Source organism: Actinobacillus genomosp. 2 (assembly GCF_029773605.1).
GTDB lineage: Bacteria > Pseudomonadota > Gammaproteobacteria > Enterobacterales > Pasteurellaceae > Actinobacillus.
This window is the reverse complement of record NZ_CP103807.1, coordinates 987,371-1,008,990: the sequence shown is the minus strand read 5'-3', so window position 1 is coordinate 1,008,990 and position 21,620 is coordinate 987,371. Positions and strand designations below refer to the sequence as shown.

The window sequence follows — 21,620 nt, the reverse complement described above, 5'->3', positions numbered from 1 at the left end:
TTTCCGAGAAGTTTTTGCTTGCTTCTCGGAACTTTCTTTTTTAGAGTTAGACTAAAGGGCTTATTAATAATAAGCCTTTATTTATGGCTGATAGTAAATAATTTAGTTTGAGTCATCTACTATCAATCATTACTCGTGAAGAATGAGGAATACCAATGAATCAAATAAATGTTCAACGCCGTAAGTGGTTATCACTCGGTGGTCTTGTTTTAGGCGCAAGTTTATTGCCGAGCAAAGTGATGGCAGCACTTTCAACGCCAACACCATTAGCATTACGTTTTCGTAATGTGAATACCGGTGATACTTATGCGGCAAAATTTAGTGGTGGAGGATTATCTACTGCGGATTTAGGTCAGCTTAATTATTTAATGAGAGATCGTCATACAAATCAAGTGAAGCGTATTGATCCGATGTTATTTGTTAAATTGAATCAAATTCAGCAACGTTTAGGTTTTCGCAATGCTGAAATTTTGGTGCTAAGTGGTTATCGTTCGGCACAAACTAATGCGAGAATGCGTCGTATATATCGTGGTGTGGCAAGTAATAGCTTCCATATCCGTGGTCAGGCGATTGATTTCCAAGTATCAGGTGTGCCATTGGCAAAAGTAAAAGCGGCTGCGGAAAGTTTGCATAATGGCGGTGTGGGTTATTATCCTCGCAGTAATTTTGTTCATGTAGATACCGGCCCAGTTCGTACGTGGCGTGGTTAAGTAAGCGGTTAAATTTTATGTTTAATTTACAAATTATCCCAGTAAGTGCTTTTCAGCAAAACTGCAGTATTATTTGGGATGATAATAAAAATGCCGCTATTGTTGATGCAGGCGATAATGCAGATAAAATCATTCAGTTTGTTGAATCACAAAACTTGAATGTACAAAAATTGTTACTTACACATGGTCATTTAGATCATATTATGGCGGTTGAAAAAGTTCGGGATCACTTTGGTGTAGAAGTGTATGGTTCTCATATTGATGATAAACCGTTATTTGAACAACTACCGCAAATGTGTGAAATGTTCGGCCTTCCGCCAGTAAAAGCATTCTTACCGGATTATTGGTTAAATGAAAATGATGTAGTTGAAGTAGGTTCGTTACGTTTTAGCGTTCGCCATTTACCAGGGCATGCACCAGGACATATTGGTTTCTTTGATTTTGAAAATAAAATCGCTTTTAGTGGCGATGTCTTATTCAAAGACAGCATTGGACGTACTGATCTTTATCTAGGCAGTTTAGAGGTGTTACTCAATACAATTCGCACTAAAATGTTTGATTTAGATGATGATTTTATTGTCGTTGCTGGTCATGGCCCCCACACCACAATTGGACGTGAGAAACTGCATAATCCATTCTTAGAATAGTTTTTATGGTTCAAGAATCGCAAACCATAATTGATTTAACTGATTAATGGCAGAATGATATTCTGCCATTTTTTGTTTAAAGCCTTTCTGATTAAATTTTGTTGCTTGTAGATACAATCGAAGAAACTTAGTTTGTTGTTGTTCGTTGAGTATTTTAGCATTCGCACTAAAAAGCATCGCAATCTCTAATGCTGGATCCGACACGGCACTATATTCCCAATCAATCAGATACAAGCGGTCATTTTTTTCAATAAAATTACCTAAATGCAGATCGTGGTGACAGATTGCTAATGTAAAAGGCTGGATCGTTTGAAATGGGGGCTGGAATCTTAATGTGGCTTGTTGCTGTTCTGAGAGCTTGTCCCATAAAAATTGACAACGCTCAGCAAGTTCCAGCTTTGGAAGGGGTTGAGTAATAGGAAAAAGATGCAATTCAGCAAGTTGTAACGCCAGCTTGCTTAGTAATGATGAGCTGAAGTGGCTAGGTATATTACCTTCAACCCAAGTTAATAAACTAGCATTTTCATTATGGTAATAGACCTTTGGCGTAAAAGGTAAGTGAGTTAAATAGCGTAAAATTTGTACCTCTTGAGTATAACTAATCCCGAAAGCGGTTGCTCGCTCATTTTGTTGGCGTAAAACAAAACGCTCGCCAGAGGCGAGCTGAATCTGTTGGCTACAAGCGGTCAATCCTGATAAATTTTTGCGAAAAACGACCGCTTGTTGTTGCCTTGCAAGCCAATCAAAAACATTCATCGGCTACCACGTAAATAGATACGATAATTGCTGCTTTCATTAGTTGGCTTTTCAAACGGTAGTGTTTGTGACTGTTTGCTATTTAACCACAACTGTAACCAAGATTGCTCTGATATGTCATTTGCAGTTTGGGTAACGCCTTGACTATCATACCAAAATAACTTGTAGGATAAATTAAGCGGCTGTTCACTCAGATTCGTGATAGAAAGTTTATCGATTTCAGCATCAACTTGTATAAGTGGAGCAATTTGAGCTTCAATATTTACAATCGGTTCTGATTTTCCTTTGATATAACTTTGCGGATTACTGCCGCAAGCGGTTAAAAAAAGCGAAAAACTTGCCAATAGCCAATAAGATTTTAATCGTTTCATTCTATTTATTGTTTAACATTTTGCCTAAAGGTTCACCACCCACTAAATGCATATGGATATGAAATACTTCCTGACCGCCATGTACGTTACAATTTATGATTAAGCGGTAACCATCTTCTGCGATACCTTCTTCTTTTGCAATTTTCGCCGCAGCGGTAAATAAGCGACCTAAGGCTAATTCGTCTTCTGCTTCAACGTGGTTTACGGTTGGAATTAATTTATTCGGCACGATTAAAATGTGAGTCGGTGCTTGTGGAGAAATATCACGGAAAGCCGTTACGAGTTCATCTTGATAGACAATTGCTGCCGGAATTTCTTTACGGATAATTTTACTGAAAATCGTTTCTTCAAATGTAGTGTTTGACATAAATATTCCTTATGAATGAGTTGCTTAGAAGTAATAATTCTCTAATTTTTTAGAAAATTTTGCAAAAAAATTTACCGCTTGTATTGTTGATATTGTTTATTTACTAGTGTCACTATAAAAACAATCGATTGAATTAAAATAATTGTTGGACCCGTTGCCGCATCAATATGATAGCTTAATATCGTCCCAAAAACAGATGAGCTAATCGCAATGATCATCGCAATAACCAACATATAGTCAAAGCGGTTTGATAGTTGGTAGGCGGTAATCCCTGGAGCAATTAACATTGCAACAACTAGAATCACACCAACAACTTGCATTGCACTAATGATGGTTAATGCTAAGAGTGCAAGCAATCCGTAGTGTAGCCATTTGACCGGTAAACCAATTACTTTAGCATGGCTACTATCGAAGCAATAGAGTAAGAAATCTTTGCGTTTAAAGATAATGATGCTAAAGGTTATCGCACAAATAATCATGGTTTGCATTAATTCGGATTGAGTCACACCGAGCAAATTACCGAATAGTAAGTGGGTAAGATGTTGTTCGGTCGGTAAGGCGGTAAATAACACGATACCGAACGCAAATAGGCCAGAAAACATAATGCCCATAATGGTGTCTTCTTTTAAGCGAGAGTTTTCTTTGAGATAGCCCACAGAAATCGAACAAAATAATCCTGAAGTAAATGCACCGATAGCTAAAGGTAGTCCTAATAGACTTGAGATGACGACACCCGGCAATACAGCATGAGAAATTGCATCGCCCATTAATGACCAACCTTTTAAAATTAAATAGCAGGAAAGTACCGCACAAATAGAAGCGACTAAGACAGCTGTAAAAAGAGCGGTTTGCATAAATTCAAATTCAAAAGGTGTAACAAACCATTGTATCAATTCATTCATTGATTGCCTCCAAACGCTTACGTTTTTGGCTGATTAAACCGTATTTAGGTGCAAAGCAAAATGCCAATAAAAAGATAAAGGTTTGTAAGCTCACAATCACACCGCCGGTCGCACCATTTAAAAAGTAACTGAGATAGGCTCCGACTCCACTACTTAAACTACCAATAAGAATGGCAATGATGACTAAACGAGGGAATCTGTCTGTCAGTAAATAGGCGGTTGCACCTGGCGTAACAACCATTGCAATCACTAAGATTGCACCAACGGTTTGTAATGCCACCACGACACAAGCACTTAATAAGGTAAAGAATAAGATTTTGTAACGTAGAGGAGAAAGTCCTACGGATAATGCGTGATGTTCATCAAAAAAAGTGAGCAGTAAATCTTTCCAGAACAGGATAAGACCGAGCAACGATAATCCGATAATGATTGCAACTTGCCATAAATCTTCATCCGCAATACCAAGAATATTGCCCATAATGATCGCATTCACATCAACCGATGTCGGGTTGAGTGACACAATAAACATACCCAGTGCAAAAAATGTAGTAAAAATAAAGCCGATAATCGCATCTTCTTTTATACGAGTCATACTTTTTACCCATAAAATCGAAAGTACGGCAAGAATACCGGAAAAAAATGCACCGAAAGCATAAGGAAGTTTTAACGCATAAGCGATAGCAACGCCCGGTACTACAGCATGAGAAAGAGCATCGCCAATTAAAGACCAGCCTTTTAGCATTAAAAAGGCAGAGAGAAAAGCACAAACCACACCAACGCCCATACTGACAAAAATCGCTTTTTGCATATAGTTATATTGGAATGGTTCGAGTAGTAGTTCTAACATTTATAAACCTAAGATTTTCTTCACTGGGGCGAAGCTCTTTCGGTGAAAAGGGGTTGCCCCAAATTGTTCCAGTTTTTCAAAATGTAGTTTAGTCGGATAGCCTTTATGTTTTGCAAAACCATATTCTGGATATTGCACATCTAATTCATCCATTTCCTGATCTCGGGCAACTTTAGCTAAAATCGAAGCGGCACTGATCTCGGCAACTAAACTATCTCCTTTTATGACCGCTTGTGCCGGCATCGGTAAAGTTGGAATACGGTTACCGTCAACTAGCACGAAATCGGGCTGAATATTTAATCCGGCAACCGCTCGCTGCATGGCAAGCATCGTTGCGTGTAAAATATTCAATTGATCGATTTCTTCCGGTTCGGCTCTCCCTAAAGACCAACAAAGCGCTTTTGCTTTAATTTCCTCCGCTAAAAGCAAACGCTTCTTCTCCGACAGTTTTTTAGAATCGGCTAATCCTTCAATGGGATTATTTGGATCTAAAATCACGGCGGCGGTTACTACTGCACCGACTAACGGGCCTCTACCGACTTCGTCCACACCTGCGATCAAGTGGGCATTAGGATAAATGAAACTTGTACTCATTGCTATTGATTCTTATTTGATTTTATTCTTCTGTTCTAAAATGACGCTGACTTTTGGTTTCATCACGGCTTTCAATTAGTCGATGATAGTTTTCAAAGCGAATTGCATTAATTTCACCTTTTTCGACCGCTTCTCTTACCGCACAGCCCGGATCCGATTTATGCTTACAATCTCGGAATTTACATGTGCCTAATACCGATTGAAATTCACGATAACCAAGCGTGATTTGCTCCGGCTCTAAATGCCATAAACCAAATTCACGGATTCCTGGTGAATCAATCAAATTACCTCCTTGCGGTAAATGATATAAGCGAGAAGAGGTGGTCGTATGTTGCCCTAAGCCTGAAATATCACTCACAGAGCCTGTCAATGCGTTGACTTCCGGTAATAATTGGTTGATAAGACTCGATTTTCCTACTCCGGATTGACCAACAAAAATTGAAGTACCACGTGACAAATAGCGATCTAATTTATCCATGTTTTCACCAGTATCGGCAGACAGACAAAGGGTTTCGTAACCGATATTTTCATAAATAGCTAATTGCTTTTGCACTGCTTGTTGTTCTGATTCCGAAAGCAAATCAATTTTATTTAACACGATAAGCACAGGAATTTTAGCTGTTTCACAAATGACTAAATAGCGGTCAATAATATTGAGTGAAAGAGTAGGTAATACGGCAGAAACAATAATGATTTGATCGATATTTGCCGCCATGACTTTGATTCCGTCATAGTAATCAGGACGGCTCAGTTCGTTTTTACGCGGATAAATCGCTTCAATTACACCGCTGATACCTTGTAATTGCTCGTTACCTTTACGCCACGATACGCAGTCACCAACTACGACATTTTTGAGGGTACGGCGGAGATTACAACGATAAATTTCACCTTGTTCAGTTTCAACATCAGCGTGTTTTGCATGGCGAGTCACCACAATACCTTGCTGAATTTCGCCAAGCATTTCGTCTTGCCATTCTAATTCAGGCTTTGCGATTTTTTTATGATGATTCGATTTGATGCGACGTTGTTGGTTTTGGGTCAGTCTGCGTTTACTCAAGGGAGCTCTCTATTAGATAATCAAAATAAGACGGAAGGATACTATAAATTACAGGATTTATGTAGTACCGGCGTAATGATGCTGTTTTCGTTTATGAATAAAAAATTTATAATTTATGGTCTGGGATAAGAAATTTTAATGAAAATAGTTGCCAAATACTGGCAGGATTTATCGATTCTGATACAATAGATAAGATATAAACGAAAAAAACCGCCCAAATAGGGCGGTTGATAAACCAAAAGGGTTCAAAATATACAGGAAGTGAAACGAGTAACTCAAGGTTACTCTAGCCTAGTTTCCTAGACCAATATGCAAACACAACATCATACTTAAAAATCTGAAATAGCGGAGAGTCTATCTCAGCTATCACTATCTGTCTAAGTACGGCACGAATTATATTGATGTTGGACCAGTAACGCAAACTAAAAATTTTAATTCTAACTATCAAAAAAAATAATGGAATAACCATTCTACCTTTAAGGTCAAAGCCCATTATTTAACCAAATTAACCAAGAATAATTAATTACTATGAACAAAAGACTCCCTCCATTAAATGCATTAAAAGCATTTGAATCGGCAGCTCGCCATTTAAATTTTACTAAAGCGGCGGATGATTTATTTGTAACGCAAGCGGCAGTAAGTCATCAGATAAAATTATTAGAAGATTTTCTCGGCGTGTCATTATTTCATCGCAGAAATCGCTTATTAGAATTAACTGAAGCCGGTCAGCAATATTTTGAAGATATTCAACCGCTTTTGGAACAAATTGCGATGGCTACTGAAAAAGTTAAGTTAAAAAGTAGCCGACAAATTCTTTCAATTAGTACGACACCATCATTCGGTATGCACTGGCTTGTACCTCGCTTAAACGAGTTTCACAATAAATATCCGGATATTGAAGTGCGGCTGACTACGGCTTCACAAGATGAAGGGTTATTAGGTAAAGATATTGATGTCGCAATTTACTACGGAACAGGTAATTGGCAGAATCTTGAAGCGATTGAACTTGTTCAGGCTAGAATTATGATTTTGGCTGCACCGGAATATTTGCGAGATAATCCTATTAGTAAACCGCAAGATTTAGAAGGTAAAAATTTGATTCACGTTTGTTCACATACTAAATGGAAGCAAATGGCGGAACACCTGAGATTAAACCATTTAGAAGTTGAATCCGGTCCGATGTACCCGAATACTTCAATGGGGATTCAAGCGGCGAAGCATCGTCAAGGTGTAGTGGTTGCTAATCGAATTCTTGCTCAAGATGAAATTGAAGAAGGCTCGATGATTGAGCCGTTTGCTACAGATGTCTATGATGAAAAAGCATTTTATGTTGTATATCCTCCGCAAATGAAAGAAGTTGCGAAAGTGCAACATTTTGTGGAATGGATTATGCATGAAATAGAAGGAAGTTATAAATAATGAGGTATGAATGGGTATTATTTGATGCGGATGAAACACTATTTTCATTCAATTCATATTTAGGTCTAAAATCAATGTTAAAACATTATGGCATTGATTTTAGCCAACAAGATTATGATGAGTTTCAAGCGGTTAATAAACCGTTATGGGTTGCTTATCAAAATAATGAAATTACCGCAAAAGATATTCAAACGCGTCGTTTTGCTAAGTTATCGCACCAAACCGGGGTTGATGCGTTACAGCTTAATCAAGAATTAATGGCGGAAATGGCTCTAGTTAGTAAGCCATTAGATGGTGTGATGGATATGCTAAAACAACTTTACGGTAAAGTGAAATTAGGCATTATTACCAATGGTTTTACTGAATTACAACAAAAACGATTAATTAATACAGAAACCGAAAAATTTTTTGAAATTGTGGTAGTATCCGAGCAAATTGGTGCGGCAAAGCCGGATCGTCAAGTGTTTGATTATGCCTTTGCATTAATGGATCAATCGGATAGAACCAAAGTCTTAATGGTCGGCGATACTTTGGCATCTGATATTTTAGGCGGTAATAATGCTGGAATTGATACTTGTTGGTTTAATCCGACCAAAAGTAAAAATGAAACACAAATCCGTTCGACTTATGAAATTAGCTCAATGAGTCAACTTGTTGAGATTATTAAAGGAATTGAATAATGAAATTACAGCAGTTACGTTATATTGTTGAAATTGTAAACCAAAATCTGAATATCACTGAGGCGGCAGAAACGCTTTATACTTCTCAGCCGGGTATCAGTAAGCAAGTACGCTTATTAGAAAGTGAGTTAGGCATTAATATTTTTGAACGAAACGGTAAACATATCAAAGGGTTAACACCTGCCGGAGAAAAAATCGTTGCAATTGCCCGAGAATTATTAGTTAAAGCACAAAGTATTAAATCGGTAGCAGAAGAACAAACGCGTCCAAATCGTGGCGTATTAAGAATTGCGACACCGAATACGCAGGCTCGTTATGTATTACCACCGATTATTGAGAAGTTTAAAACTAAATATCCGGAAGTAAGTCTACAGTTACATCAAGGCTCACCAAGTCAAATTTACGATGCGTTAATGGCAGGGGAAGTTGATCTTGCGATTACAACTGAAGCACAACATTTATTTGAAGATGCGATTTTACTGCCTTGCTATTTATGGAATCGTTCGGTAATTGTGAAACCGGATCACCCGTTAGTAAAATTTGCGAACCAAAGTGAGAGTTTGACGGTCGAAGAGCTTGGTAAATATGATCTGATTACTTATACCTTCGGTTTTACCGGACAATCAGATTTAGACCATGCATTTAATAAAGAAGGAATTTTGCCTCATATTGTGTTTACGGCGACAGATGCGGATGTGATTAAAACCTATGTACGTTTAGGTTTGGGGGTTGGGATTATGGCATCAATGGCTCATACAGCGGCAGACAGTGATTTAGTTTCGATTGATGCGAGCCACTTATTCCAATCTAGTATGACTCAGATCGCATTTAAACGAGGCACATTCTTACGTAATTATATGTATGATTTTATTAACTATTTCTCTCCGCATTTAACCAAAATGCAAGTGGAAAAGGCAGAACAATTGCGGGAAACCAATGCAATTCTCCGTTTGTTCGAAAATACCAAACTTGAGGAAAAATAAATGAATTTTTTTAAAAAAGTCGCACTCTCGTTCTTTGCAATTTTATCGTTAATTTCAACCGCTTGGGCTGAGGATTTCAATATTAAATATAGTTCGAATTATTTAATGCCGGCTTATGTGCATTTTAAAAATGGAGCGGGTCAGTATTCGATTCAATCGAAAATTAACGTGCCACTGTATAACATTGTTTTCTCTGCGAAAGGAACAGAGCGTAACGGGCAATTTAATATGTTGAGCTACCGCGATACACGTAATGGTAAAACCTATGCGTTAGCGGAGATTGATTCAAGTACAATTAAATATGGAAAAGCGAAAGATCCATTAAAACAAGAGGCGTTAACGATGCCGACTTTTGATTTATTTACTACTGCTTTTCAATTAAGTTATTACGATCGTTTACCGAATAGTTTTCAAACAACCAATGGTAAAAAATTATATCCGACGCCAAATGTAAAACTCAATAAAGTACAAAAAGCGGTAACGGTAAAAGGGCAGACTTATCAAGAAATTACTTATAGTTTTAAAACCAGTGATAACAAAGCGATTACTGTGAAAAAATATGTAGGTGAAAAATTCCCTCGTTATATTTCATATAATCGTGATGGAGATAACTATGAGTTAACCTTTGATAGCTTTGTAAAATAAGCGATAGTTACAAAAAGACAAGCGGTCTATTTTTCGCAATTTTTTGCAAGAAATAGACCGCTTGTATTTATGGCTGAAAACTAGAAGTCTTCAAAATATTGCTGGATAGTATTGATATCTTTGGTTTGAGTTAAGGCAAGTTGTAATAATACACGTGCTTTTTGTGGATTGAGTGTGCCGGATGCCACAAAACCATATTTAGAATCATCTACTTCCGCATCGCGAGTAGTATAGCCGGTTGGCACACGTGAGGAGCGAACCACCGCAACACCATTTTTCGCTGCTTGTTCAAGTAACGCTAAATTTGCAGCATTCATATTACCGTTACCGACACCAGCAACCACAATACCTTGATAACCCGCATCTAATAAGGCTTTAAGCGGCTCAGTCGGCATATTGGCATAAGCGTAGATAATACCGACTTTCGGCAGTTCATTCAGATTATCAACCTTAAATGGGGTATTTAGCGTGTGTTTGCTTTCCGGAGCACGTTCGTAATCGACTTTACTGTTATGAATATAGCCGAGAGTACCGAAATTCGGTGAGTGAAAGGTTTGTACAGCGGTGGTGCTGGTTTTAGTCACATCTCTTGCCCCTAGTACTTCATCATTCATTGCGACTAACACACCACGTTTTGCCGATTTTTTATCTTTAGCCACTACAATTGAATTATATAAATTCAACGGACCATCTGCACTTTTCTCCGTTGCTGGACGCATTGCACCGACTAAAACCACCGGTTTATCGCATTTTACCGTCATATCGAGGAAATATGCGGTTTCTTCCATCGTATCTGTACCATGAGTAATCACAAAGCCGTCCGTATTGGTACATTGATTATTAATGGTTTTCGCTAATTTTAGCCATACTTCGTCACTCATATCTTGTGAGCCAATTTTGACTACTTGTTCGCCTTTAATGTTTGCCAACGTTTTCATTTCCGGTACGGCTTCGATTAACGTATCAATATTTAATTGCCCTGCTTGATAGGCTGAACTCACGGCACTTTGTCCGCTGCCGGCAATCGTTCCACCGGTTGCTAAAATCGTAATATTCGGCAATTCCGCCGCATACACACTTGAAACCGCTATAGAAAGCACAGCAGATAAAGCAAGTTTTTTGAGTTTCATATAAGCTCCTTAAGATTTTAAAAAGATAAGGAATTATCCCACGTAATCCAATGCAAATAGAAACACTTACCGTTTGTTCTTTGATCTCGTTCACAAAATTTTTGCATTGAACAAGCGGTTAAATTTCCCATTTTTATTGCAAAGAAATGTTGTAAAAAAATTGGTTAAATTTGACCGCTTGTTGATTTTTCCGATAGCACAAAAATACCTTTTACTGTATACTACGCTCCCGTCCTGATAGTTCTATTTTACTATCCATTCCGAATTTTCTTATCTATTTAACTGATTATCAAAGGCAGATCAAAATGGCAACGAATTATATTTTCGTGACGGGCGGTGTTGTTTCATCTTTAGGCAAAGGTATTGCCGCTGCATCTCTCGCATCAATTCTCGAAGCTCGTGGTTTAAACGTAACCATTATGAAGCTGGATCCTTATATCAATGTTGACCCGGGTACAATGAGTCCAACGCAACACGGTGAAGTGTTTGTGACGCAAGATGGGGCGGAAACTGACTTAGACTTAGGTCACTATGAGCGTTTTATCCGTTCTAAAATGAGCAAAGCGAATAACTTTACTAGCGGTAAAATTTATTCTGAAGTATTACGTAAAGAACGCCGTGGCGATTATTTAGGTGCGACCATCCAAGTGATTCCGCATATCACCAATGAAATTAAAGAACGTGTTATTGAAGGCGGTAAAGGTCGTGATGTAGTTATCGTTGAAGTTGGCGGTACGGTAGGCGATATTGAATCGTTACCGTTCTTAGAAGCGTTACGTCAGCTAGCGGTGGATGTTGGTCGTGAAAAAACCTTATTTATGCACTTAACCTTAGTGCCTTATATTCCGACAGCAGGTGAAGTGAAAACGAAACCGACTCAACACTCGGTAAAAGAATTACTTTCAATCGGTATTCAACCGGATGTGTTAATTTGCCGTTCGGATCGAGCGATTCCAAGCAATGAGCGTAAAAAAATCGCCTTATTCTGTAACGTGCCGGAACGTGCGGTGATTTCATTAAAAGACGTGGATTCAATTTACCGTATTCCGGAATTACTTAAATCACAAGGCTTAGATAGCTTCGTTTGTGATCGTTTCCGTTTAGATTGCCCGGAAGCGGATTTAAGCGAATGGGAACAAGTGCTTTATCGCCAAGCTAACCCAACCGGTGAAGTGACTATCGGTATGGTGGGTAAATATGTTGAATTACCGGATGCGTATAAATCAGTAAATGAAGCGTTAAAACACGCAGGTTTAACCAATCGCTTAACGGTAAATATCAAGTATATTGATTCACAAGATGTAGAAACAAAAGGCATTGAAGTTTTACACGGTTTGGATGCAATTTTAGTACCGGGCGGTTTCGGTTATCGTGGTGTGGAAGGTAAAATTCGTACCGCACAATATGCACGTGAGAACAAAATCCCTTATTTAGGTATTTGTTTAGGTATGCAGATCGCACTCATCGAATATGCACGTAATGTGGCAGGTTTAACCCAAGCAAATTCATCTGAGTTTGATAAAGATTGTCCACAACCGGTCGTTGGTTTAATTACTGAATGGCAAGATGAGTCTGGTAATGTGGAAACACGTTCTGACGATTCGGATTTAGGCGGTACAATGCGTTTAGGTGCACAACAATGCCACTTAATCGAAGGTACTAAAGCACGTGAAGTTTATGGTGCGGAAACTATCGTTGAGCGTCACCGTCACCGTTATGAGGTAAACAATACTTTATTACCACAAATCGAAGCGGCAGGATTAAAAGTGAGTGGCTTATCGGCAGATCGTAAATTAGTGGAAATCATTGAAGTGCCAAATCACCCATGGTTTATTGCAGCACAATTCCATCCGGAATTTACCTCAACACCACGTGACGGTCACCCATTATTTGCCGGTTTCGTAAAAGCGGCGAAAGACTATCAAGATAGTCACAAAGCATAAGCTGTAAGGTTTTTCTTTCTCAAGCGGTCAATTTCTTGCAAAATTTTGCGAAAAATTGACCGCTTGTTATTTATAAAAGGAGTAAAAAATGGCTGATCCACATATTCAATCACCTATGGATTTTTGGGATTATCTAACTGTTATTATCTATCGTCTAGGATTTGTGGTAGCAAGTATTATGGTGTTACTGTTACCCTATCAAACCGAATTGGTTTCATCCGGCTTATTTGTTGCTGGGGCAATGCTAGCTTCTTCACTTCATCTTTATTTAAAACAATTTCGTTTTATTTTTCAATTTGTTGCATGGATAGGTTTACTTTGCCAAATCTTCTGTTTTCCAATGCTTGCTTTAGGGGCGATGTTATTTGTGATTGGTGGTTTGAGTTATAAAGAATATTTTTGTTTTAGAGTATTCGGCTTAAATTTTCAACCGTTTCTTGTGGCGGTACTTTGGTTGGCATTATTGTTGGAGCAGGTATTATTATACCAAGTGGTTAGTACGATAAGCGGAGTATTATTAGTGGTACTTAGTATTCAAAAATGGCGAATGCCGTTACATTTTGATATTGGCGATAAGACTAAGTTTCAGATTTAAGTAATAAAAAAACGGCATTTAAGCCGTTTTTTATATGTAATATTAACGCAAAAATGCCGGAATCTTGCTTTCGTAAGCTGCGATTGCATCTTCGTGTTGTAGGGTTAAGCCGATATTATCTAACCCATTTAATAAACAGTGACGGCGGAATTCGTCTAATTCAAAATGGTAAACTTTGTCACCTACCGTTACCGTCATTGCTTCTAAATCAATATGGATTTGTTTGCCTTCATTCGCCCATACCCATTGGAAGATTTCTTCCACTTCCTCTTCGCTTAAGCGAATTGGGAGCATATGATTGTTTAAGCTATTGTTATAGAAAATATCTGCAAAGCTTGGTGCAATCATCACTTTGAAACCATAATCGGCTAACGCCCAAGGTGCGTGTTCACGAGAAGAACCACAGCCTAAATTTTTACGAGCCAGTAAAATAGTTGCCCCTTGATATTGTGGGAAATTTAACACAAAATCCGGATTTAATTGGGTTTCTTCCGCATCTAAATAACGCCATTCGTGGAATAAATGCTTACCGAAGCCGACACGAGTAATCGCTTGTAAGAACTGTTTTGGAATGATTGCGTCAGTATCCACATTCGCCGCATCAAGCGGAACGACCAAACCTGAGTGTTGTTTTAATCCTGCCATTTTTTTATCCTTAATTTAATTCCACGTGACGAATATCGACAAATTTACCAAACATTGCTGCTGCAGCTGCCATTGCTGGGCTAACTAAGTGGGTACGACCGTTACGACCTTGGCGACCTTCAAAGTTACGGTTAGAGGTTGAAGCACAACGTTCCCATTCGCCTAAACGGTCATCGTTCATACCTAAACACATTGAGCAGCCCGGATTACGCCATTCTGCGCCGGCTTCGATAAAGATCTTATCTAGGCCTTCTTTTTCCGCCTGTTCTTTCACTAAACCTGAACCTGGAACAACTAATACACGTTTTACGTTATCTGCTTTTTTACGGCCTTTCATTACTGCTGCTGCTGCACGTAAATCTTCGATACGAGAGTTAGTGCAAGAACCGATAAATACTTGATCCACTGGGATATCTTTCATATCGGTGTTGGCTTCTAAACCGATGTATGCCAATGCTTTTTCTGCCGAGGCTTTTGTGACCGGATCTGCCATTTCTTGTGGGTTTGGCACAATTTGGTCAATACCGATTACTTGACCCGGGTTGGTTCCCCAAGTCACTTGCGGTGCAATATCTTTCGCTTCCAATGTGACGACCGCATCAAAGACTGCATCATCGTCTGATTTTAAGGTTTGCCAATATTCAATGGCATCATCCCAATCTTTGCCTTTTGGTGCGTACGGACGACCTTTCAAGTAAGCGAATGTGGTTTCATCCGGTGCAACTAGACCGGCTTTTGCACCAAATTCGATTGCCATATTACATACCGTCATACGACCTTCCATGGATAAATCACGGATCGCTTCACCGCAGAACTCCACCACATAACCAGTACCACCTGCCATAGTAGTTTTGCCGATAATCGCTAATACAATATCTTTGGCGGTAATACCCGAGTTTACTTTACCACGCACTTCCACTTTCATACTTTTCGCACGTGCTTGTTTTAAGGTTTGCGTTGCAAGTACGTGTTCCACTTCAGAAGTACCGATACCGAAAGCTAATGCACCAAATGCACCGTGTGTGGCAGTATGCGAGTCACCGCATACAATGGTCATACCAGGTAAGGTTAAGCCTTGCTCCGGTCCCATTACGTGGACAATACCCTGTTCTTTGGTTTGCATATCGAATAACGAAATACCGCTTGCTTCACAGTTTTTGGCTAATTCTAAAACTTGGATTTTCGCCTGACCTTCTAGTTTATTAACATCTCGTACTTGGGTTGAAATGCTGTGATCCATTGTACCGAAAGTTTTTCCAATTTGGCGTACTTGGCGACCAGCTACACGTAAACCGTCAAACGCTTGTGGGCTAGTAACTTCGTGGATTAAATGGCGGTTAATATAAAGAATCGGCGTTTCACCTGCAGCTTCATATACCACGTGTGCGTCAAATAGTTTTTCGTATAGTGTTTTTGCCATAATATTGTCCAACTCTAAAATGAATATTGTGAATGCAATTAATTTTGAATTAAGTGCGGTTACATTTGTTACTTTTTGTGTAAAGCAACCGCTGGTGTAAAGGAATATAACCGTTAACTATTTGAATGTAAAATGCTATTTTTATAAAAAATGGCGTGTTTTATGCTGTTTAAGAAGCTGGAAAATGCTTGTTTTTGCTATAAGGTAGAATATTATTCTAAAGTTTTAGGAATATATAGACGCTTATCTATGCTTTATTCCACTTTATAGCGTGATGCCCTAAATCATTTTTCTTTTGATTTAGTTACAATAAAAGGTAATTCCTATCATTAGAGGATCATAAAACCATGTTAAAACTTGATATTCCTACCGCACAAGCGATTGTAAAACGTACTATGCAGATTATTCCTAATTCCGTGAATGTTATGGATGAGAATGGAATAATTATCGCATCGGGCAATCCCTCTCGTTTAGGCGAGCGTCATACTGGAGCCATTATCGTACTACGTAATAAACAGGCGGTTGAAATTGATGAACATCTTGTAAAGCAGTGGAATTATGAGGCAAGAGAGGGATTTAATTTACCAATTTCTTATTTGGGAAATATTATCGGGGTTATCGGTATCTCCGGTAAACCTAATGAGGTGCGTCAGTATGGTGAGTTAGTCAAAATGGCAGCGGAACTCATTGTAGAGCAGTCAGTATTACTCGCTCAGGAACGTTGGCAACAGCGTTATAAAGAAGAATTTATTCGTCAACTTTTGCGAGGTAATTTAAGCGAAGCAGAAGTTAAGCAACAAGCGGTCTTTTTTCAATTAGATTTTTGTCACGCACCGATAACCTTGATGGTTAAGATAAACCAGCCGGATTCTGAAAAACTGCAACGCTTGCTTAACCATATAGAAGCAAATACAAGACATCTTGCACTTGCCGTAGTTGATTTAGATAAATTGGTTGTTTTGATGAGCGAAGATGAATTTAACCATCTCTATAAAGAACGGAATTTATTGTCATTATTACCGGATATTACGCGTAATACTGAATATAAAATTGTTGTTGGAGCAAAAGTAGACTACTTTCATCAAGTTCATTTTTCGTATCAAACTGCATTACATACCTTAGCCTATGCCGAAAAAATGCGATTAAAAAAACAAATACTGCTTTTTTCAGATTATAAATTACCGGCGCTCTTAGCTGATTTTGCTCAAACTTGGCAATGTAGCGAATTATTGTCGCCGTTTAATGCTCTCTTTGCACAAGATAACAAAGCGGTTTTATTTAAGAGTTTGCAACAATATTTTTTGTCAAATTGTGATCTTGCTCACGCTTCTGAGAAACTATTTATTCATCCAAATACATTACGTTATCGCTTAGAAAAGATTGAAGAAATTACTTCCTTATCTTTCAATAAGATAGAAGATAAATTTATGCTTTATTTAGGTGCATCATTGCTTAAATAATTTGTATGAAATAACAAAAATATAGAGTAAATAAGTTTATTTTTTGTTATTTTTACTAAAGACTTTTCGTGTTAAATATTGATAATACACATTATTCTTTTTTAATGAACGTATAGGTGTTTATTATGGTAACAGTAACAGCAATTGGAGCAGTCGTTGCCCTTTCTGTGGCAATTGTTCTTATCTTGAAAAAAGTGCCGCCGGCATATGGTATGTTAATCGGGGCATTGGTCGGCGGTTTAATCGGTGGGGCGGATCTGTCGCAAACCGTGAGCTTAATGATCGGCGGTGCACAAGGAATTACTACTGCGGTAATGCGTATCTTAGCTGCGGGTGTATTAGCCGGTGTGTTAATTGAATCCGGTGCGGCAAGTACCATTGCAGAAACCATCGTGAAAAAATTAGGCGAAACCCGTGCATTACTTGCTTTAGTGCTTTCCACTATGATTTTAACTGCTGTTGGGGTATTTGTGGATGTGGCAGTTATTACTGTTTCACCAATCGCATTAGCGTTAGCGAAACGTGGTAATTTATCCAAACCGGCAATCTTATTGGCAATGATTGGTGGTGGTAAAGCCGGTAATTTAATGTCACCGAATCCAAATGCGATTGCGGCTTCAGACGCTTTTCATTTACCACTCACGTCTGTAATGGCTGCAGGCATCATTCCGGCAATTTTCGGTATTATTCTGACTTATTTTTTAGCAAAACGCCTGATCAATAAAGGTTCAAAAGTTACGGATAGCGAAGTTTCTGCAAATAATCTGCAAAATTTACCCGCTTTCCTACCGGCAATTGCTGCACCGCTTTGTGCGATTATCTTATTAGCATTACGCCCTATTGCGGATATTAAAATTGACCCGTTGATCGCATTACCGCTTGGTGGTTTAGTTGGTGCATTGGCAATGGGTAAATTAAAACAAGTGAATCAATTTGCCACTTCAGGTTTATTAAAAATGTCACCGGTTGCTGTGATGTTATTAGGTACAGGGGCATTAGCCGGCATTATTGCCAATTCAGGTTTAAAAGATGTATTAATTGAAGCGTTAACTGCTTCCGGCTTGCCATCTTATTTACTTGCACCGATTTCAGGGGCGTTAATGTCACTGGCAACTGCTTCAACCACAGCGGGTACCGTAGTAGCGTCAAATGTATTTAGTGCAACTTTAATCGAGTTAGGTGTAAGTGCATTGGCTGGTGCGGCAATGATTCACGCCGGTGCGACTGTATTTGACCATATGCCGCACGGTTCTTTCTTCCACGCCACCGGTGGTAGCGTCAATATGGAGATGAAAGAACGTCTAAAATTAATTCCATATGAAACCGCAGTCGGTTTAATTATGACGATCGTGTCAACCTTAGTATTTGGTGTGTTTAAATTATTCTAAGAGGTCAAATATGAAAATTGTTATTGCTCCCGATTCATTTAAAGAAAGTCTTACAGCGCTTGAAGTAGCACAATCAATCGAAGGTGGTTTCAGACGTATTTTCCCTGATGCGGAATATATTAAAGTGCCAATGGCAGACGGTGGTGAAGGTTCGGTTCAGTCATTAATTGATGCGACTAAAGGCGAATTATTAGAAGTTGAAGTGACTGCGCCGCTTGGTAATAAAGTGACCGGCTTTTTAGGCATTTCAGGCGATAAACAGACCGCTTTTATTGAAATGGCAGCGGCTTCCGGTTTACATCTTGTGCCTTTTGAACAACGTAATCCGCTTAAAACCACCAGTTTCGGCACCGGCGAATTAATCAAAAAAGCGTTAGATCTGGGTGTGAAGAAAATTCTGTTGGGTATTGGCGGTAGTGCGACCAATGACGGCGGTGTCGGTATGTTGCAAGCGCTCGGTGCTTCTTTTAAAAATGCAGTCGGTGAGGAAATTGATTTTGGGGGCGAACAGCTACAACAAATCAGCCAGATTTCGTTAGAAAATTTAGAGCCTCGTTTACAAAGTGTTGAGTTTGAAGTGGCGTGCGATGTAAATAACCCGTTATGCGGCGAGCGTGGCGCTTCGGCAGTGTTTGGCCCACAAAAAGGCGCAACGCCGGAGATGGTGCAAACCTTGGATAATGCTTTGGCGCATTTTGCGGATATAGCATTAGCTCAACAAGGGATTGCGATTGCTAATCATGCCGGCGCAGGTGCGGCAGGCGGTATGGGCGGCGGTTTATTATTACTGCCGAACGTGCAGCTTAAAGCAGGTGTACAAATCATTATCGAAGCGACTCGTCTGGCAGAACATATTCAAGATGCGGATTTAGTGATTACCGGCGAGGGGCGTATGGACGCACAAAGTATTGCTGGCAAAACACCGGTGGGTGTGGCAAAAACGGCAAAACAATTTGATGTGCCGGTGATTGCGATTGTCGGTTGCTTACGAGAAGATTACAATGTGGTTTATCAGCACGGCATTGATGCGGTATTCCCGATTATTCGTCAATTAAATTCACTCGAAGAAACCTTAAAACAAGGACGAGAAAACTTGGAGTCTAGCGCAGAAAATGTCGCACGTTTAATTAAATTGAAAATGTAGAAATTGGCGGAGGGCTTATGCAACAGAAACAGTTTATTGTGACCGGACATGTACAAGGTGTCGGTTTTCGATTTTTCACGCTACAAGAGGCAGGAAAACTCGGCATTAAAGGTTATGTGAAAAATCGCCCTGAAGGCTCGGTGGAAGTGGTTGCAATGGGGAGTGAAGCGCAAATGGCAGCGTTCAGAAACTGGCTACAAAAAGGCCCTCCGACATCTGCTGTGCGTAATTTAATTGAACAAAGTTATCAAGGCTCGGAACAATTCGAACGCTTTGAAATTCGACGCTAGCCATGGCGGATTTGGAATCAGACAAGCGGTTAAATTTGCAAAAAATCTTGTAAATTTAACCGCTTGTTATTTATTGCTCTTTGATAAGTTGTAGGACTTTAATAAACAACTTTTTGAATAAGTGAGGAATCGCTTGGTTGCCTCTTTGTTTAATTTCAGTTGAAATCGCAATCGCTAAATCCGGTTTTGAGGTGTACTGAATCGCTCGTTTGATAATGGTTTTGGTCGGGTATTTATGATCTCTCGGCTGCCAACGGGCAAGACGCACAAATACTTCTCTTAGTCCTTCGTGATAGAAAAAATGCTCAATATCTTGGCGTGGAATGACAGTCAAATGCTTACTTGGATGTTCATCTTCTTGTAACATACTTTTGGCAATATCGGCATATTTTTCGCCCGCTTGATCGCCATCGGTTAACACATACCATTCAATGCCCATCGCCTTGGCATATTTAATTAACGGACGTAAACCGCATTGGGCAAATTCTACAATCCGAATCCCTTCCATTTCCAAGTTAATATCTAGTAAATTTGCCAGCTCGGTTAGAATCCAAACTTCCGTTTCACCTTCGACTAAAATCCATGCTCGAGAAAATAAGGCTAAACCTCGATTGTAGTGAATATGAAAGGTCAATTTACGCAGATCTTCTTTACCTAAACGGCTGTGAGTCAGTGAAAAAGCTTCGGTACGATCTTGATAACGTACTAAACGACTGATTTCGCGTAGCGGCACTTGAGAAAGTAATTCCATCGAATTAGTCGTGGTAATACGTTGTATCGGAAGATAACTGACCAATTCCCAAAAGATCGCAATCATGCGAGGATGTAAACGGGCTTCAAGATCCTCAAATAGGATAATCGGCGTTTTGATTTGTTTATGTTTTTGATTAAGTACAAATAATGATGAAAGCTGAGTACGAACTTGTTGAATGAGCTTAGGATCTTGATTTTGTTTTAGATGTTGGCAAAGCGCTTTAACTTGATTCCATAGCTGGGTCGTATCAAGCGTAGTATCGACTGAGTGTATATCATCGTTAAAGAAGTAATATTTCAACAATAGTGAAAGTGCTGCCAATTCATTCGATAATTCGTGTTGTGTGAGATTATTGGGCTGAGAGAGTGCGGCTAAGTTAGCAAATGGATTTAATTGCACGTCACGGAAACGATATACCGGCGTTTGATTGATAATAATACGGACAATTTGTTCCAGATTATCAATATTTAATACTGCTCCGTGACTATCTAAAAATTGGTATGTTGTTTGCACACCTTGTTCAGTCAATATACCGATAACTTGTAAATATACTTTTTGTAACCCTTCCTCTGTTAAGTGCAGTATATCTCGATATTGCAGCTCATTTTGTGAAGAAGCATCGGATTCTTCTTCACAAAAGGTAAAACACAATTTAATTGATTGTGCTTGTTGCTGGTTTTTAAGATGAAAGTCGTCTTCTTGAAACTGATACAGTTCATCTTTTAAATTGAAAATATGGCTAAGTGCATCCAATAAACTGGATTTTCCCCACGCATTTTCGCCGATCAGTACCATATTAGGATGTAATGCAAGAGATAGGTAGTTAATACCTCGAAAGCCGGAAATCTCAATTTGTTGTAAATACATACCTAA

The 21,620-nt window shown here is 39.0% G+C and carries 23 protein-coding genes; 12 read left to right on the top strand and 11 right to left on the bottom strand.

Features of this window, described 5'->3' with window-relative positions:
* Positions 1 to 155 precede the first annotated feature (155 nt).
* Both NYR60_RS04920 and NYR60_RS04915 read left to right on the top strand, forming a co-directional pair.
* Positions 156 to 710: a YcbK family protein gene (locus NYR60_RS04920; protein ID WP_279465855.1), complete on the top strand. Its 555-nt coding sequence runs from the start codon at positions 156 to 158 to the stop codon at positions 708 to 710.
* 17 nt (positions 711 to 727) lie between these two features.
* Complete coding sequence (locus NYR60_RS04915) at positions 728 to 1,357, top strand: MBL fold metallo-hydrolase (protein ID WP_279465854.1); 630 nt, start codon at positions 728 to 730, stop codon at positions 1,355 to 1,357.
* 3 nt (positions 1,358 to 1,360) lie between these two features.
* On the opposite strand, the gene NYR60_RS04910 is transcribed toward NYR60_RS04915, so the two are convergent.
* The 7 genes from NYR60_RS04910 to rsgA form a co-directional block, all read right to left on the bottom strand.
* Positions 1,361 to 2,113, bottom strand: a complete 753-nt coding sequence (locus NYR60_RS04910) for a phosphotransferase family protein (RefSeq protein WP_279465853.1) — start codon at positions 2,111 to 2,113, stop codon at positions 1,361 to 1,363.
* Positions 2,110 to 2,484 (bottom strand): YcfL family protein, encoded by a 375-nt coding sequence (locus NYR60_RS04905; RefSeq protein WP_279465852.1) that lies wholly within the window; start codon positions 2,482 to 2,484, stop codon positions 2,110 to 2,112. The genes NYR60_RS04910 and NYR60_RS04905 overlap by 4 nt, the downstream gene beginning before the upstream one ends.
* Before the next feature lies 1 nt (position 2,485).
* Positions 2,486 to 2,851: a purine nucleoside phosphoramidase gene (hinT, locus tag NYR60_RS04900; protein ID WP_279465851.1), complete on the bottom strand. Its 366-nt coding sequence runs from the start codon at positions 2,849 to 2,851 to the stop codon at positions 2,486 to 2,488.
* A gap of 71 nt (positions 2,852 to 2,922) precedes the next feature.
* On the bottom strand, positions 2,923 to 3,753 hold the full coding sequence (locus NYR60_RS04895) for a metal ABC transporter permease (RefSeq protein ID WP_279465850.1): 831 nt from the start codon (positions 3,751 to 3,753) through the stop codon (positions 2,923 to 2,925).
* Positions 3,746 to 4,600 (bottom strand): metal ABC transporter permease, encoded by an 855-nt coding sequence (locus NYR60_RS04890; protein WP_279465849.1) that lies wholly within the window; start codon positions 4,598 to 4,600, stop codon positions 3,746 to 3,748. The genes NYR60_RS04895 and NYR60_RS04890 overlap by 8 nt, the downstream gene beginning before the upstream one ends.
* Entirely contained in the window at positions 4,601 to 5,194 is a 594-nt protein-coding gene (gene rnhB / locus NYR60_RS04885; protein WP_279465848.1) for a ribonuclease HII, read from the bottom strand.
* A 22-nt stretch (positions 5,195 to 5,216) separates the two neighbouring features.
* Positions 5,217 to 6,251 carry a small ribosomal subunit biogenesis GTPase RsgA gene (gene rsgA, locus NYR60_RS04880; protein ID WP_279465847.1) on the bottom strand — a complete coding sequence of 345 codons (1,035 nt, stop codon included), beginning with the start codon at positions 6,249 to 6,251 and terminating at the stop codon, positions 5,217 to 5,219.
* A gap of 528 nt (positions 6,252 to 6,779) precedes the next feature.
* On the opposite strand from rsgA, the gene NYR60_RS04875 reads away from it, so the two are divergent.
* From NYR60_RS04875 to NYR60_RS04860, 4 genes are read left to right on the top strand one after another with little or no spacing between them, the layout of a single operon-like run.
* Positions 6,780 to 7,670: a transcriptional regulator GcvA gene (locus NYR60_RS04875; protein ID WP_279465844.1), complete on the top strand. Its 891-nt coding sequence runs from the start codon at positions 6,780 to 6,782 to the stop codon at positions 7,668 to 7,670.
* Positions 7,670 to 8,350 carry a pyrimidine 5'-nucleotidase gene (gene yjjG, locus NYR60_RS04870; RefSeq protein ID WP_279465842.1) on the top strand — a complete coding sequence of 227 codons (681 nt, stop codon included), beginning with the start codon at positions 7,670 to 7,672 and terminating at the stop codon, positions 8,348 to 8,350. The genes NYR60_RS04875 and yjjG overlap by 1 nt, the downstream gene beginning before the upstream one ends.
* Positions 8,350 to 9,333, top strand: a complete 984-nt coding sequence (cysB, locus tag NYR60_RS04865; protein ID WP_279465840.1) for an HTH-type transcriptional regulator CysB — start codon at positions 8,350 to 8,352, stop codon at positions 9,331 to 9,333. The genes yjjG and cysB overlap by 1 nt, the downstream gene beginning before the upstream one ends.
* Positions 9,334 to 9,978 (top strand): hypothetical protein, encoded by a 645-nt coding sequence (locus NYR60_RS04860; protein WP_279465838.1) that lies wholly within the window; start codon positions 9,334 to 9,336, stop codon positions 9,976 to 9,978. It abuts the gene before it with no gap.
* Between the two features lie 80 nt (positions 9,979 to 10,058).
* On the opposite strand, the gene ansB is transcribed toward NYR60_RS04860, so the two are convergent.
* Positions 10,059 to 11,108 carry an L-asparaginase 2 gene (gene ansB / locus NYR60_RS04855; RefSeq protein WP_279465836.1) on the bottom strand — a complete coding sequence of 350 codons (1,050 nt, stop codon included), beginning with the start codon at positions 11,106 to 11,108 and terminating at the stop codon, positions 10,059 to 10,061.
* A gap of 305 nt (positions 11,109 to 11,413) precedes the next feature.
* Between ansB and pyrG the strand changes: the two genes are divergently transcribed.
* Together pyrG and NYR60_RS04845 are read left to right on the top strand one after the other, a co-directional pair.
* Entirely contained in the window at positions 11,414 to 13,051 is a 1,638-nt protein-coding gene (pyrG, locus tag NYR60_RS04850; RefSeq protein WP_279465835.1) for a glutamine hydrolyzing CTP synthase, read from the top strand.
* Between the two features lie 88 nt (positions 13,052 to 13,139).
* Complete coding sequence (locus NYR60_RS04845; protein ID WP_279465833.1) at positions 13,140 to 13,646, top strand: DUF2301 domain-containing membrane protein; 507 nt, start codon at positions 13,140 to 13,142, stop codon at positions 13,644 to 13,646.
* A 42-nt stretch (positions 13,647 to 13,688) separates the two neighbouring features.
* On the opposite strand, the gene leuD is transcribed toward NYR60_RS04845, so the two are convergent.
* Positions 13,689 to 14,291, bottom strand: a complete 603-nt coding sequence (gene leuD, locus NYR60_RS04840) for a 3-isopropylmalate dehydratase small subunit (protein WP_279465831.1) — start codon at positions 14,289 to 14,291, stop codon at positions 13,689 to 13,691.
* Between the two features lie 10 nt (positions 14,292 to 14,301).
* Positions 14,302 to 15,711: a 3-isopropylmalate dehydratase large subunit gene (gene leuC, locus NYR60_RS04835; protein WP_279465830.1), complete on the bottom strand. Its 1,410-nt coding sequence runs from the start codon at positions 15,709 to 15,711 to the stop codon at positions 14,302 to 14,304.
* 347 nt (positions 15,712 to 16,058) lie between these two features.
* On the opposite strand from leuC, the gene NYR60_RS04830 reads away from it, so the two are divergent.
* The 4 genes from NYR60_RS04830 (at position 16,059) to NYR60_RS04815 (ending at position 19,993) form a co-directional block, all read left to right on the top strand.
* Entirely contained in the window at positions 16,059 to 17,171 is a 1,113-nt protein-coding gene (locus NYR60_RS04830) for a CdaR family transcriptional regulator (RefSeq protein ID WP_431831737.1), read from the top strand.
* Positions 17,172 to 17,296: 125 nt separating this feature from the next.
* Positions 17,297 to 18,559, top strand: coding sequence for a GntP family permease (locus NYR60_RS04825; protein WP_279465828.1), 1,263 nt, complete (start codon positions 17,297 to 17,299; stop codon positions 18,557 to 18,559).
* Positions 18,560 to 18,569: 10 nt separating this feature from the next.
* Positions 18,570 to 19,703 (top strand): glycerate kinase, encoded by a 1,134-nt coding sequence (locus NYR60_RS04820; protein ID WP_279465826.1) that lies wholly within the window; start codon positions 18,570 to 18,572, stop codon positions 19,701 to 19,703.
* A gap of 17 nt (positions 19,704 to 19,720) precedes the next feature.
* A complete protein-coding gene (locus NYR60_RS04815) occupies positions 19,721 to 19,993 on the top strand; it encodes an acylphosphatase (RefSeq protein WP_279439282.1) in 273 nt (90 codons plus the stop codon).
* A 70-nt stretch (positions 19,994 to 20,063) separates the two neighbouring features.
* Here NYR60_RS04815 and NYR60_RS04810 read toward each other — a convergent pair whose 3' ends face one another.
* Positions 20,064 to 21,614 carry a DUF2813 domain-containing protein gene (locus tag NYR60_RS04810; RefSeq protein ID WP_279465824.1) on the bottom strand — a complete coding sequence of 517 codons (1,551 nt, stop codon included), beginning with the start codon at positions 21,612 to 21,614 and terminating at the stop codon, positions 20,064 to 20,066.
* Positions 21,615 to 21,620: the final 6 nt, after the last annotated feature.

Coding starts and splice junctions, on each gene's coding strand:
- NYR60_RS04920 (WP_279465855.1), top strand. CDS start 156: ATGAATCAAATAAATGTTCAACGCCGTAAGTGGTTATCACTCGGTGGT.
- NYR60_RS04915 (WP_279465854.1), top strand. CDS start 728: ATGTTTAATTTACAAATTATCCCAGTAAGTGCTTTTCAGCAAAACTGC.
- NYR60_RS04910 (WP_279465853.1), bottom strand. CDS start 2,113: ATGAATGTTTTTGATTGGCTTGCAAGGCAACAACAAGCGGTCGTTTTT.
- NYR60_RS04905 (WP_279465852.1), bottom strand. CDS start 2,484: ATGAAACGATTAAAATCTTATTGGCTATTGGCAAGTTTTTCGCTTTTT.
- hinT (WP_279465851.1), bottom strand. CDS start 2,851: ATGTCAAACACTACATTTGAAGAAACGATTTTCAGTAAAATTATCCGT.
- NYR60_RS04895 (WP_279465850.1), bottom strand. CDS start 3,753: ATGAATGAATTGATACAATGGTTTGTTACACCTTTTGAATTTGAATTT.
- NYR60_RS04890 (WP_279465849.1), bottom strand. CDS start 4,600: ATGTTAGAACTACTACTCGAACCATTCCAATATAACTATATGCAAAAA.
- rnhB (WP_279465848.1), bottom strand. CDS start 5,194: ATGAGTACAAGTTTCATTTATCCTAATGCCCACTTGATCGCAGGTGTG.
- NYR60_RS04875 (WP_279465844.1), top strand. CDS start 6,780: ATGAACAAAAGACTCCCTCCATTAAATGCATTAAAAGCATTTGAATCG.
- yjjG (WP_279465842.1), top strand. CDS start 7,670: ATGAGGTATGAATGGGTATTATTTGATGCGGATGAAACACTATTTTCA.
- cysB (WP_279465840.1), top strand. CDS start 8,350: ATGAAATTACAGCAGTTACGTTATATTGTTGAAATTGTAAACCAAAAT.
- NYR60_RS04860 (WP_279465838.1), top strand. CDS start 9,334: ATGAATTTTTTTAAAAAAGTCGCACTCTCGTTCTTTGCAATTTTATCG.
- ansB (WP_279465836.1), bottom strand. CDS start 11,108: ATGAAACTCAAAAAACTTGCTTTATCTGCTGTGCTTTCTATAGCGGTT.
- pyrG (WP_279465835.1), top strand. CDS start 11,414: ATGGCAACGAATTATATTTTCGTGACGGGCGGTGTTGTTTCATCTTTA.
- NYR60_RS04845 (WP_279465833.1), top strand. CDS start 13,140: ATGGCTGATCCACATATTCAATCACCTATGGATTTTTGGGATTATCTA.
- leuD (WP_279465831.1), bottom strand. CDS start 14,291: ATGGCAGGATTAAAACAACACTCAGGTTTGGTCGTTCCGCTTGATGCG.
- leuC (WP_279465830.1), bottom strand. CDS start 15,711: ATGGCAAAAACACTATACGAAAAACTATTTGACGCACACGTGGTATAT.
- NYR60_RS04830 (WP_431831737.1), top strand. CDS start 16,059: ATGTTAAAACTTGATATTCCTACCGCACAAGCGATTGTAAAACGTACT.
- NYR60_RS04825 (WP_279465828.1), top strand. CDS start 17,297: ATGGTAACAGTAACAGCAATTGGAGCAGTCGTTGCCCTTTCTGTGGCA.
- NYR60_RS04820 (WP_279465826.1), top strand. CDS start 18,570: ATGAAAATTGTTATTGCTCCCGATTCATTTAAAGAAAGTCTTACAGCG.
- NYR60_RS04815 (WP_279439282.1), top strand. CDS start 19,721: ATGCAACAGAAACAGTTTATTGTGACCGGACATGTACAAGGTGTCGGT.
- NYR60_RS04810 (WP_279465824.1), bottom strand. CDS start 21,614: ATGTATTTACAACAAATTGAGATTTCCGGCTTTCGAGGTATTAACTAC.